At 60.1% G+C, this 11,770-nt stretch carries 11 protein-coding genes; 5 read left to right on the top strand and 6 right to left on the bottom strand.

The window, feature by feature from the left end:
• Positions 1 to 2: 2 nt before the first annotated feature.
• The 3 genes from ABRZ26_RS17525 to ABRZ26_RS17535 are packed head-to-tail and all read left to right on the top strand — an operon-like array spanning position 3 to position 2,866.
• On the top strand, positions 3 to 1,061 hold the full coding sequence (locus tag ABRZ26_RS17525) for a DmpA family aminopeptidase (RefSeq protein WP_319605440.1): 1,059 nt from the start codon (positions 3 to 5) through the stop codon (positions 1,059 to 1,061).
• Between the two features lie 10 nt (positions 1,062 to 1,071).
• Positions 1,072 to 1,893 (top strand): M55 family metallopeptidase, encoded by an 822-nt coding sequence (locus ABRZ26_RS17530; protein WP_319605441.1) that lies wholly within the window; start codon positions 1,072 to 1,074, stop codon positions 1,891 to 1,893.
• Positions 1,894 to 1,915: 22 nt separating this feature from the next.
• Positions 1,916 to 2,866, top strand: coding sequence for an isoaspartyl peptidase/L-asparaginase family protein (locus ABRZ26_RS17535; protein WP_319605442.1), 951 nt, complete (start codon positions 1,916 to 1,918; stop codon positions 2,864 to 2,866).
• Here ABRZ26_RS17535 and ABRZ26_RS17540 read toward each other — a convergent pair.
• From ABRZ26_RS17540 to ABRZ26_RS17565, 6 genes are read right to left on the bottom strand one after another with little or no spacing between them, the layout of a single operon-like run.
• Positions 2,857 to 4,365 (bottom strand): serine hydrolase domain-containing protein, encoded by a 1,509-nt coding sequence (locus tag ABRZ26_RS17540; RefSeq protein ID WP_319605471.1) that lies wholly within the window; start codon positions 4,363 to 4,365, stop codon positions 2,857 to 2,859. The two genes, ABRZ26_RS17535 and ABRZ26_RS17540, sit on opposite strands and share 10 nt — an antisense overlap.
• Positions 4,356 to 5,102: an ABC transporter ATP-binding protein gene (locus ABRZ26_RS17545; RefSeq protein ID WP_319605443.1), complete on the bottom strand. Its 747-nt coding sequence runs from the start codon at positions 5,100 to 5,102 to the stop codon at positions 4,356 to 4,358. Before ABRZ26_RS17545 ends, ABRZ26_RS17540 begins: the two co-directional genes overlap by 10 nt.
• Positions 5,102 to 5,929 (bottom strand): ABC transporter ATP-binding protein, encoded by an 828-nt coding sequence (locus tag ABRZ26_RS17550; RefSeq protein ID WP_319605444.1) that lies wholly within the window; start codon positions 5,927 to 5,929, stop codon positions 5,102 to 5,104. The genes ABRZ26_RS17545 and ABRZ26_RS17550 overlap by 1 nt, the downstream gene beginning before the upstream one ends.
• Positions 5,930 to 6,832, bottom strand: coding sequence for an ABC transporter permease (locus ABRZ26_RS17555; RefSeq protein WP_319605445.1), 903 nt, complete (start codon positions 6,830 to 6,832; stop codon positions 5,930 to 5,932).
• Entirely contained in the window at positions 6,829 to 7,839 is a 1,011-nt protein-coding gene (locus ABRZ26_RS17560) for an ABC transporter permease (RefSeq protein ID WP_319605446.1), read from the bottom strand. Before ABRZ26_RS17560 ends, ABRZ26_RS17555 begins: the two co-directional genes overlap by 4 nt.
• Positions 7,839 to 9,434, bottom strand: a complete 1,596-nt coding sequence (locus tag ABRZ26_RS17565) for an ABC transporter substrate-binding protein (RefSeq protein ID WP_319605447.1) — start codon at positions 9,432 to 9,434, stop codon at positions 7,839 to 7,841. The genes ABRZ26_RS17560 and ABRZ26_RS17565 overlap by 1 nt, the downstream gene beginning before the upstream one ends.
• Positions 9,435 to 9,642: 208 nt before the next feature.
• On the opposite strand from ABRZ26_RS17565, the gene ABRZ26_RS17570 reads away from it, so the two are divergent.
• Positions 9,643 to 10,719, top strand: a complete 1,077-nt coding sequence (locus ABRZ26_RS17570) for a dipeptidase (RefSeq protein WP_319605448.1) — start codon at positions 9,643 to 9,645, stop codon at positions 10,717 to 10,719.
• Positions 10,720 to 10,849: 130 nt separating this feature from the next.
• Positions 10,850 to 11,758 (top strand): LysR family transcriptional regulator, encoded by a 909-nt coding sequence (locus tag ABRZ26_RS17575; RefSeq protein WP_319605449.1) that lies wholly within the window; start codon positions 10,850 to 10,852, stop codon positions 11,756 to 11,758.
• The last annotated feature ends 12 nt before the right edge of the window (positions 11,759 to 11,770 follow it).

Consider the following 11,770-nt stretch of genomic DNA (forward strand, 5'->3'; position numbering starts at 1 on the left):
ACATGTCATCCTATCGACAGGAACAGATCGCGCTGCTGTTGCGCCGCTGGCAAGAACAGAGGCAGCTTGGCGCGCCGCGTTCCGCCGGCGGGCCGCGCAACAGCATCAGCGATGTCGCCGGCGTACGCGTTGGACACTACACGCTGGCGAAAGGCGAAATCCAGACCGGCGTCACGGCGATACGGCCCGCCGACGGTAATCTGTTTACCCATCCCCTGCCCTGCGGCGCCGCGGTATTAAACGGCTTCGCCAAACCTGTCGGGCTGATACAGATTGAAGAACTCGGCCTGTTGCAGACGCCCATTCTGCTCGGCAATACGCTGTCCGTCGGCACGTTATTCACCGCGCTGGCCCGCGAGGCGATCGTGCATAATCCCGAGTTGGGCCGCACCCTTCCCACCGTTAACCCGCTGGTGCTGGAATGTAACGACGGTTGGCTGAATGATATTCAGGCGCTGGCCGTGACCGAACAGATGGCGCGCGAGGCGCTGGAAGACGCCGACGACGCCTTTGCCCGCGGCAGCGTCGGCGCGGGTCGCGGCATGAGCTGCTTCGGTTTGAAAGGCGGTATCGGCACCGCTTCGCGCCTTATCCCCGAATTGCACGCCACGCTGGGCGTGCTGGTGTTGGCGAATTTCGGCGCGCTCTCCGCGCTGACGCTTGACGGCGTACAGATCGGCGCAGCCATTGCGCCGCTGTTGCCTGAGCTGGCGCCGCAAAACGATGCGGGTTCGATCATCATTATTATGGCGACGGATGCGCCGCTGGATGCCCGTCAGCTTGGCCGTATCGCCAAACGCGCCGGCGCGGGGCTGGGCCGTCTGGGTAGTTACTGGGGCCACGGTTCCGGTGATATCGCCGTGGCGTTCTCCACTTGCCGACAACCGCAACCGCCGGCGGACAGCCAGCTCGAACCGCTGCTGAGCGCCGCCGCCGACGCCACCGAACACGCGGTGCTGGACGCGCTATTAAATGCGGACGCCGTCACCGGCTTTCGCGGACACCACCGTCCGACGCTGCCTCAGGTGCTGGATCGTCTGGCGGCAACGCTATCTGATTAAGGAATTGGTCATGAAAATTTTCATTTCGGCAGATATTGAGGGGATTGCCGGGGTCATGCGCCCGGAACAATGCAGCCCCGGCACAGCGGAATATCAACTCGCCCGCGGGCTGATGGAGCAGGAAGTGAATGCCGCCATCGACGGCGCCTTCGCCGGCGGCGCCAGCGAGGTCGTGGTCGCCGACAGCCATGCCGCCATGGTGAATCTGCGGGCGGAAAATATCGATCCCCGCGCGCGGCTGGTGCAGGGTAAGCCGCGCGGCTTGTCCATGGTGGAAGGTCTGGAGCAGCAGCAGTATGACGGCCTGATGTTTATCGGCTACCATAGCGCCGCCGGCGAGTTCGGCGTACTGGCGCACACCATCAACGGCCGGGCCTTTTATCGGGTGCGGATTAACGGTGAAATCATGGGCGAAAGCGATATCTACGCCGCCGCCGGCGCGGAACAGAACACGCCGCTCTGGCTGGTCAGCGGCGACGATACGCTGCAACAGTGGATCGCCCGCTATTATCCCGCCGCCGGCTATGCCTGCGTAAAACGCGCCATCTCGCAGAATGCGGCTGAATCGCTCAGCCCGGTCTCCGCCCGCCAACTGATTCGACAGTCCGCCATGAAAGCGGTGCAGAACGCGCATGACAGCGTGGTCTCGCGCATCCAGGCGCCCTATCGTCTTGAACTGATGGTGGCGAAACCCGTGCTGGCGGATCTGTTCTGTCTGCTGCCCGGCATCGAGCGGCTGGACGCCATTACCGTCGGTTATACCGCGCAAACCATGGCGGAGCTGATCAGTTTGCTGAGCGCGTTTTCTTATCTGGCGACGACGCAGAATTGAGATTGAAAAGAGAATCGGCAGTATGAAAAAACCAGTGATTGTGATCCACGGCGGCGCCGGCGCGCTGACCCGCGCCGCCATGAGCACGGAGAAAGAACGGCGCTATCTGAGCGCATTACAGGCGATTATCGCCGGCGGGCAGCAGATTCTGGCTTCGCACGGCAGCGCGCTGGATGCGGTCACCGAGGCCGTCAGGCTGCTGGAAGAGTGTCCGCTGTTCAATGCCGGACACGGCGCGGTATTCACCCATAACGAAACCCACGAACTGGACGCCAGCATCATGGACGGCCGCACGCTGGATGCCGGCGCCGTCAGTTGCGTCAACCATATCCGCAACCCGGTGCTGGCGGCCAGAAGCGTATTGGAAAACAGCCAGCATGTGATGTTCACCGCCGCCGGCGCCGAGGATTTCGCCCGCGGGCAACGGCTGGAAATGGTGGCGCCGGACTTTTTCTCTACCGAAGAACGCCGACTCCAGTTGCATAACGCCCAATCAGGAACAGGGAAAGTGGTGCTGGATCACGACGGTCAGACACAGGATCCTATCGATCCCGACCGCAAGTTCGGCACCGTCGGCGCGGTGGCGCTGGACGGCTACGGCAATCTGGCCGCGGCCACCTCCACCGGTGGCATGACCAATAAGCAAGCCGGACGCGTAGGGGATAGCCCCATTATCGGCGCCGGATGTTATGCCAACAACCAGACCTGCGCCGTCTCCTGCACCGGCACGGGCGAAGTTTTCATGCGCGCCGTCGCCGCCTACGATGTCTCCGCGCTGATGGAATACGCCGGACTGACTCTGCAACAGGCCGCCGATCGCGTGGTGATGGAAAAACTGACGCGGCTGGCGGGCAGCGGCGGCCTGATCGCCGTCGACGGCGACGGCAACATTGCGTTGCCGTTCAACAGTGAAGGGATGTACCGCGGTTACGGTTATGTCGGGGAAGATCCGGTCGCCGATATTTATCGCTGATATTTCACCACCCGGCTGCGGTTCAGCAGTAACGTCATGCTGTTATCCTCAAGCTGGATGGCGAAACGTTTTTCCCACGGGCCATCCTGCGCGGTGGCCAGCAGGCGGCGCTTTCCGAGCGATATCAACGATGCAGTGACGGCCGCCGGCCCAATGCCCATCACCAGCCTGTCGCCCGTAATCGCCAGTTCGCTGCGCCATTGCGGACAGAACCAGCGCCCTTGCGCCCGCTCGATGCCGTCGTCCGCCTGCACGGGCAGGAAGCGACGCGGCACATGACCGATCTCCCCTTCTATCGCCGCCCCGTTCTGCCGCAGCCGCATGGGCATATGGCTGGAAAGCGACGCCGCCTCCGCCGGATCCTCGCTAAGATACAGCGTATCGCTCGCGCCCAGCCAGCAGGCGGTATCGCCGCTAATCTCCAGCCAGTCGCCGCCGCCGTCGGACGCATATAGCCCGCGGGTCAACGCATGTCCCGGCTGCGGCAACGGCTGTTCCAGCAGCGCCGCCATAATGCGCAACGCGCCGTCATAGGTGGCGACATCTTCGCGGTTGGCGACCAGCACGACGCCCGCGCCCTGCTCAGGATCGAGCAGGAAGTAGGTTTTATAGCCGGCATGGGAGCCGCCGTGTCCGACCAGATGCGCCGCGCCAAGTTGCGTATGGGCGATCCCCAGCCCGTAGCCCGTCACCCGGCCGTCGGCCAGCCGACGCGGCGCGCAAAGTCGGGCCAGCACGCCGGCGCCGGGGCCGTCGCTGCTCAGCAACGCCTGTAGCCAGACGCTCAGGTCGCGCACGCTGCCGGTCACGCTGCCGGATGCGGATAAATGCAGGCCGGCGCTGGCCAGTTGCCAGCCGTTTTCCCCCTGCCAATAGCCGGGTACCAGTCCGGGTACAATATCAAACCAGGTTTCCGGCGCGTGCAGATGAATATTCAGCGGCGCGCAGACATGCCGTTGCAGCAAATCCTCGAACAGAATGCCCTTAGCCTTCAACGCTTCCTCCACCAGCCGATAGCCGGTGTTGGAATAGGAAATTTCGCTGCCGGCCGGATAGTTGAGCGCGCCCATATCGGCTTCGAACTGCAACAAATCGGCGGCCTGCGTCGCGTTATAAACCGATAGCCCCAGCAGGGACAGCGTCTCGCGGATATCGTCCAGTCCCGACGTCATATCCAGCGCCTGGCCGACGGTGACCTGGCCGTTCGGGCCGGTCAGCTGCGGCAGATGCTGCGCCAGCGTATCCGTCAACGCGATTTTGTCGGCCATCGGCCCGGTGACCAGCGCGGCAAACAGATGCTTGGTGACCGAGGCGAAACGCACCACGCTGCTGGTGCTGAACGGCGTCCCCTGAGCCAAATCCGCCAGCCCGCCGCAGCACGCGGCCTGGATCTGTTCGCGGTCAAACAGCACTATCGCCCCGCCGGGCTGATGGTCGTGATCCCAGCGCTCGGTTATTGATTGGGCGACTTCCGTCGCCCGTTTCCAGTTCAACATGATGCCGGCTCCTCTAACGCCATACTTAGCGCGTACAATTCCGTGGTGTGCGGGTGCTGCATACGACCCGCGCGTAAATCTTCGGCGCTCAATATTTCTACCATTTCCCCGTGCTGCATGACGCCGACCCGCTCGCAAAGATGGGTCACCACCGCCAGATTATGGCTCACCATCAGGTAGGTGAGTTTCCGCGCCTGCCGGATATCCATCAACAGATTAAGAATTTCCGCCTGCACCGACACATCCAGCGCCGACGTCGGCTCATCCAGCAGCAGCACTTCCGGTTCGGCAATCAGCGCCCGCGCGATGGCGACGCGCTGCCGCTGTCCGCCGGACAGTTGATGCGGAAAACGAAAACGTACCGTCGACGGCAATCCCACGTCATCAAGCGCCTGGGCGATGCGCTGTTCAGCGCGATCGATGTGATGTACCAACAGCGGCTCTTGCAGAATACGGTCGATGGTCTGACGCGGATGCAGGGAACCGTAAGGGTCTTGAAACACCATCTGCACCTGACGGAAGAAATCGCGCCCGCGATGCGCCGTCAGCGCCATGCCGCCGAACAGCATGCCGCCCTGCCAGTCATGGTTAAGCCCGGCCAGCGCGCGCAAAATGGTCGATTTACCCGAACCGCTCTCACCCACGATGCCGAAACTGGCGCCGCTGTCCACCTGAAAAGAGACCCCCTTCACCACCGCGGTCGATCCGAATGAAATACGTAAGTTATCCAGTCTAATCATCAGTTTTTCCAGGCCGCGTCACGTTTCATCACCGGCAGGCGATCCCGCGGATGTTTTAAAGAAGGAAGACAGGCCAGCAGGCCCTGGGTATAAGGATGCTGAGCACGATGCAAATCGCCGGCGGCCAGCATTTCCACAATGCGGCCGGCGTACATCACCGCCACCCGATCGCAAAAATGCGAGACCAGCGGCAGGTCGTGGCTGATTAAAATCAGGCCCATGCCCCGCTGCGAAACCAGATCGTCGATCAGTTTCAGAATATCCGCCTGTACGGTGGCATCCAGCGCGCTGGTCGGTTCATCGGCGATCAGCAACTCCGGGTCGGGCGCCAGCATCATGGCGATCATCGCCCGCTGCCCCATTCCGCCCGACACCTCATGCGGATAGCGCGCCGCCGCCTGCTGCGGATCGCGGATGCGCACCTGATCCAGCAATTCGATCGCCGCCGTCATCGCCGCGCGTTTGCCGCCGCCTTTATGTTCCCGCCAGGCTTCCGCCACCTGCTCGCCGATGGTCATCACCGGATTCAGCGAGTATTTCGGATCCTGTAAAATAAAGCCGACGCGCTTGCCGCGAATGCGACGCATGGTTTTTTCATTGGCGCCGCGCAGATCGATGCCGTCAAAGCTGAGTTTATCCGCCTGAATCTGCGCATTGCCCGGCAGCAACTGCATCAGACTGCGGGCGGTGAGCGATTTACCCGAACCGCTCTCCCCGACGATGGCGAACTTCTCTTTATCCATGCTCAGGGACACGCCCCGAACCGCCTCTGACCTTTCGCGCCCGTTGCTGAACGAGATACGAAGATTTTCAATTTCCACCAGCATTTAACGCTCCTTTGGATCCAGCACGTCGCGCAAACCGTCACCTAAAAAGTTAAACGCCAGCGAAGTCAGGAAGATGGCAATGCAAGGCATCAACGGCACCCACCATTCGGTAAACAGGAAACGCCGCGCGGTGGCGATCATCGTTCCCCACTCCGGCGACGGCGGCTGCGCGCCCATGCCGAGAAAGCCAAGACTGGCCGCGGTGATAATGATCGCACTCATATCCAGCGTCACGCGCACGATCAGGCTCGGCACGCACAGCGGCATGATATGGCGCAGAATAATGCGCATCGGCGTCGCCCCGGTCAGGCGATTGGCGGCAATAAAGTCGCTGTGGCGAAACTGCATGGTTTCCGCCCGCGCCAGACGGGCATACGGCGGCCAGGCGGTGAGCGCAATCGCCAGAATGGCGCTTTCCACGCCGGGCTTTAACGCGGCCACAAAAGCCAACGCCAGAATCAGACGCGGGAACGACAGAAAAATATCCGTCACGCGCATCAGCGTTTTATCCAACAGCCCGCCGGCGTATCCCGCTACGCAGCCCACCAGTAAACCAATCGGCGCGGTAAGCGCCACCACGGCAATCACCATACCCAGCGTGGTGCGGCCGCCGTACAGGATACGGGTATAGATATCGCGCCCCAGTTCGTCCGTCCCTAACCAGTGCGCGGCCGAAGGCGGCGCCAGCCGGTTGGACAAATCCTGAAAACCCGGATTGAAAGGCGTTAATAACGGGGCCGCCAGCGACAACAGCAGCACGGACAGAATAATGACCAGCCCGATCATCGCCATGGGATTGGCCCGTAACCCCAGCCACAGGCGGTAGCGCCGTCCCCATACCGCCTGACGGCGGGTGGCGGGCGTTTCGTCGAGCAACCAGGCTCGTGAGACAGAAAAAATCATTTTACGCGCGGATCCCAAAGTCGGTAGAGAATATCGGCACAGAGATTCAACAGAACATACAGCGTGCCGACCAACAGCGTGGCGCCAACCACCGGATTCATATCGGCGTTCATCAGCGAGGTGGTGAGGTATTGCCCCAGCCCCGGCCAGGAGAAGACGTTTTCCGTTACCACCGCGCCTTCCAGCAGACCGGCGTAGGTCAGCGCCAACACCGTCACCAGTTGCACCGCCACCGTTGGAAAGGCGTGACGCCAGATCACCCGGCGCGACGACAACCCTTTCGCCCGTGCGGTAATCACGAACTCGCCGCTCAGCGCATTCAGCATGAAGGTTCGCGTCATGCGCGTGATATAGGCCATGCTGAAGTACGCCAGTATCAAAACCGGCTGCGCCATGTGGGCGACGGCGTCCTTAAAGGCGTCGTAATCGCCGGCCAGCAGCGAATCCACCGTCAGCAGCCCGGTCACCTGCGGCACCATGTCCTGAAAGATGATGTCCTGCCGGCCCGGCCCCGGCGCGATACCCAGCACCGCATAGAAAATCAGCAGGCTGAGCAGCGCCAGCACAAACACCGGCAGGGAATGTCCGGCCAGGCAGACCACCCGGATGATTTGATCGACCCAGGAGCCCTGACGCACCGCCGCCCACACGCCCAGCGGAATGCCGACCAGCGCGGCGATAATAATCGCCGCGGTCGCCAGTTCCAGCGTGGCGGGGAAAAAGCGCGCGATATCCGAAATAACCGGGTTAGAGGTGAGCGCCGAATTCCCCAGGTCGCCTTGCAGCAGTTGATGCAGATAACGGGCAAACTGCACCCACAACGGCTGGTCCAGCCCCATTTCCTGACGTACGCGCGCCACCACGGATTCCGGCGCGTTATCGCCGACCACCGCCAACACCGGATCGGTCGGCATTACCCGACCGATAAAAAATGTCAGCACCGACAGGCCAAACAACGTCAGTATCAGGCTACCCAGCGTACTGAGAACACGTTTGAATACCGACATTACGCTTTTTTCACCCGATCGTAAGCGCTATCGCGCAGCACCGTCATGTTGACGCCGCTGATATTCTTACGGCAGGCAATCGGCAGCGTATTCTGCATCAGCATGATAAACGGGCTGTGTTCCCGATGTTCGCGCTGGATGGTTTCATACAGCGCAATACGCTTATCCGCATCGCTTTCATGCAGCGCCTGCTCGGTCAGGGTATTGAATTTCTCGTCAGACCAGCCGCAGCGCCATGCCAGCGTGCGGCTGCGGGCGTTTTCGCTGTTATCGGTATTCACGCAAAACGCTTCGGTATTGGAGTTGGGATCGAAATAATCCGCGCCCCACGCGGTAACGGCCAGTTGATGCTGGCGGGCGCGCATTTTGGTCAATACCTGACGGTTTTCCGAGGAAATCAGTCTGACTTTAATGCCGATGGCGCCCAGTTGCGTCTGGAGCGCCTGGGCGATATCCGGATAAGGCTGAGCGGAGTAGTGATCGAGCGTGATCTCGAAACCGTTCGGATAACCCGCTTCGGCCAGCAGGGCTTTCGCCTTGGCGATATCCTGATGGAACGGGGTATCGTCCAGCGCGGCCGGGAAGCCGCCGGGCAGGAAGCTCTGATGCACGCGGTGCGTCAGTGGAATGATGTTTTTCTGGATGCCGTCATAATCCACCGCCCACTTCAGCGCCTGCCAGACCTGCGGTTTTTTCAGCGCTTCATGAGTGGTGTTGCAGGACATCAGCATAATGGCGGAAACATCCTTACGAATCACATGGTAATTCTCATCGTTCAGAATCGGGCGCAGTTGTTCGCTGGTCAGATTACGCGCGATATCCACATCCCCTTTCTGCAACATCAACAACTGCGCGGACGGATCGATAATATGCTTCATGATGATGCGCTGGATTTTACTGTCCGTCGGATAATGGGGGTTTTTCTCCAGAATCACGCTCTCGCTGGCTTTCCAACTACGCAGGGCGAACGGCCCCGAACCGGCGCTGTGCTGTTTCACCCAGGCGTTGCCCAGATCGTCGCCCTTCTGATTGGCCAACGCGGCCTTCTTCTGCACCACGCTGCTCACCGGGGCGGACAGGCAATAGAGCAGGAAACTTTCCGCCGCCGGCTGATCCAGATTAATCACCAGCGTACTCGCGTCCGAGGCGGTAACGTGCTGTTCGACGTTGTCTTTGGTAAAACCAAACTGGTTAATAATAAACGCCGGGCTTTTATCCAGCTTGACCGCACGCTGCAACGAAAACGCCGCATCCTCCGCCGTCACCGCGCTGCCGTCGGAAAATTTGGCGTTGGGATCGATATGGAACGTAAAGGTTTTTCCCCCGTTGCTCACTTCCCAATGGGTCGCCAGCTCCCCTTTGACTTCGCTCGGTTTATCCGGGTTTGGCATCACCAGACGCTGATAGAGGTTACCGGCGATTTCAGAGCCGTCGGCTTCAAAACTCTCATGCGGATCGAGACTGGTCATGTTGTCCAGTTGCATCGCCATCACCAGTATGGAAGGCGGGGTCGCGGCGAAGGCGGAGTGAAGATTCAGATAGGAAAGGAACGGCACGGCGCCGCACCCGGCAAGAAAACGTCTCCTGGTAACCATAAACACCTCAACATGTTGATATTAAAATAGTTTTTTGATTTTTTTATTTCAGGTATTGTCTTGACATCGACAAACAAGGCTGGCTTAAAATGGATGAACTAAGGGGTTATTTTCCCTTAGCGGCGGTTTGTTCACTTTTGGTGCAGAGCACTGAAATGAAGCAAGCTTACGCACCACTCCATCGCATCCAGAGCCGGTACTTGTGACTATGTCAGACAATCAGTTTCCCTTCAGTGAACAAATCCCTGTTTTCGACGGACATAACGACGTACTCCTGCGTCTTTGGTCTTCTCATCGGGATAACCCGGTAGAAGCCTTTCTAAACGGACCGGCCGCGGGCCAGATCGATCTGCCGCGCATCCGGCAAGGCCGCTTTGCCGGCGGTTTGTTTGCCGTTTATGTTCCCTCACCCAAAGCACCAGCAAAAACCGTACCAGAAAACGGGGGACTATTTGTGCCTCACGCCACGCCGACGATGGAAAACGCAAGGGAGATCACGTTTTCATTCATTTCCACTCTGCTGCGCATTGAGGCGGCGTCCGCCGGGCAGGCCAAAATCTGCCGCAGCGCGGCGGATATCCGCCAGTGTATGGCGGAAGGCGTGCTGGCGATGGTGATGCATATTGAAGGCGCCGAAGCGCTCGATCCCGACCTGACGCTGCTGGATATCCTGCACGCGGCCGGATTACGCACGCTGGGGCCGCAATGGAGCCGCCCGAATATTTTTGGTCAGGGCGTGCCGTTCCGCTTCCCTTCCTCGCCGGATACCGGGGATGGATTAACGGAAGCCGGTAAACGTCTGGTGCGGGCCTGTAACGCCAAACGCATTATGGTGGACGTCTCGCATATGGATGAAAAAGGCTTCTGGCAAACCGCCGCCATCAGCGACGCGCCGCTGGTCGCCAGCCATTCCAACGCTCACGCGCTCTGCGCCCAGTCACGCAACCTGACCGACAAACAGCTGGCCGCGATCCGCGAAAGCCGCGGTTTCGTCGGCGTGAACTTCGGCACCATGTTCCTGCGCGAGGACGGGAAAAAAGATCCCGATGCGACGGTAGGCGAAATCGTCCGCCACGTTGATTATCTGCTGACAAAGCTGGGTGAAGACGGCGTCGGCCTGGGCTCGGACTTCGACGGCACCACCGTGCCGCCGGATCTGGCCGATGTCGCCGGTCTGCCGCTATTGGTCGATGCGCTGGCTAAACAGGGTTACGATCGCCCGCTGCTGGAAAAGATTTGCTACGGCAACTGGCTGCGCGTATTGGAAACGACCTGGGGCGGGTGAGGTAAACCAGCGGAAACGGAAAAGGAGCGCTAACCTCTGCCGTATGGCGTGGATATTGCATAGTGAATATTGCAGACAGCGTTGTGCCTCAGGGTACAGCCACCACCACAGATACACGGGGCGTGCTCCCATGCGTTTACGACATATCGAAATTTTTCAGGCTATCGTACAGGCCGGCACCATCAGCGGCGCCGCCCGTTTGCTCAACGTTTCTCAGCCCAATGTCAGCCGGGTGCTTAACCATGCTGAACAACAGCTGGGCTTCGCCCTGTTTGAACGACATACGCAAGGTATGATCGCCACGGAAGAAGGACGCAGCCTGATCCCCAAAGTGCAGGAGTTGTATAAACAGCTGCAAAACATCAGTAGGTTGACCGAGCAGATTAAAATCGGCAAACAGCAGTCCGTTCGCCTGGGCGCCGCGCACGCGTTTGGACAAATGATTGTCGCCCCGGCATTGGTCGAGTTTCATAAACAGGAAACGCGCGTCAACGTGGAACTGGTGACGGAGCATTTCAGCACCCTGTGCCTGAACATCCTGCAAGACCAGCTCGATTTCGCCCTGGTGTTCGGGCAGCAGGTCGACACGGCATTGCTGGCGGAACCGCTGTTTCAGTCCTCCATGGTGGCGCTGCTGCCGAAAACCAGTCCGGTGAACGGCCCGGTGTCGCTCGAATGGTTATGTGCAAACAATCTGTTGATGATGCAGCGCCAGGATCCGCTCGGACAGGTATTGCACCGCGCGCTGCGCGATCGGAATCTGCAACCGCCGGCCTCGTTGTACATCAAAACCTACTCGGTCATTGCGGATATGGTGCTGGCCGGCGGCGGCGTCGGCGTGGTCGACCTCTTTACCGCCTGTCGCTATGCCGATCTGCTTAAAATCGTGCCGATCGATCAACCCTTGCCGTTTGAAGTCACGCTGATCAGCCGACGAGATAACCCGCAGTCGCGGGCGACATTGCAGCTAAAGCAGATGATGAAGAACAAATGCCGGGAGATCGCCAGACAAAATGAAGCGCTATTGCACGCCGTATAGCCGCAACCCTGC

Source organism: Brenneria sp. L4-2C (genome assembly GCF_040240335.1).
In the GTDB taxonomy this organism is placed as follows: Bacteria; Pseudomonadota; Gammaproteobacteria; order Enterobacterales; family Enterobacteriaceae; genus Brenneria.

Coding starts and splice junctions, on each gene's coding strand:
- ABRZ26_RS17525 (WP_319605440.1), top strand. CDS start 3: ATGTCATCCTATCGACAGGAACAGATCGCGCTGCTGTTGCGCCGCTGG.
- ABRZ26_RS17530 (WP_319605441.1), top strand. CDS start 1,072: ATGAAAATTTTCATTTCGGCAGATATTGAGGGGATTGCCGGGGTCATG.
- ABRZ26_RS17535 (WP_319605442.1), top strand. CDS start 1,916: ATGAAAAAACCAGTGATTGTGATCCACGGCGGCGCCGGCGCGCTGACC.
- ABRZ26_RS17545 (WP_319605443.1), bottom strand. CDS start 5,102: ATGATTAGACTGGATAACTTACGTATTTCATTCGGATCGACCGCGGTG.
- ABRZ26_RS17550 (WP_319605444.1), bottom strand. CDS start 5,929: ATGCTGGTGGAAATTGAAAATCTTCGTATCTCGTTCAGCAACGGGCGC.
- ABRZ26_RS17555 (WP_319605445.1), bottom strand. CDS start 6,832: ATGATTTTTTCTGTCTCACGAGCCTGGTTGCTCGACGAAACGCCCGCC.
- ABRZ26_RS17560 (WP_319605446.1), bottom strand. CDS start 7,839: ATGTCGGTATTCAAACGTGTTCTCAGTACGCTGGGTAGCCTGATACTG.
- ABRZ26_RS17565 (WP_319605447.1), bottom strand. CDS start 9,434: ATGGTTACCAGGAGACGTTTTCTTGCCGGGTGCGGCGCCGTGCCGTTC.
- ABRZ26_RS17570 (WP_319605448.1), top strand. CDS start 9,643: ATGTCAGACAATCAGTTTCCCTTCAGTGAACAAATCCCTGTTTTCGAC.
- ABRZ26_RS17575 (WP_319605449.1), top strand. CDS start 10,850: ATGCGTTTACGACATATCGAAATTTTTCAGGCTATCGTACAGGCCGGC.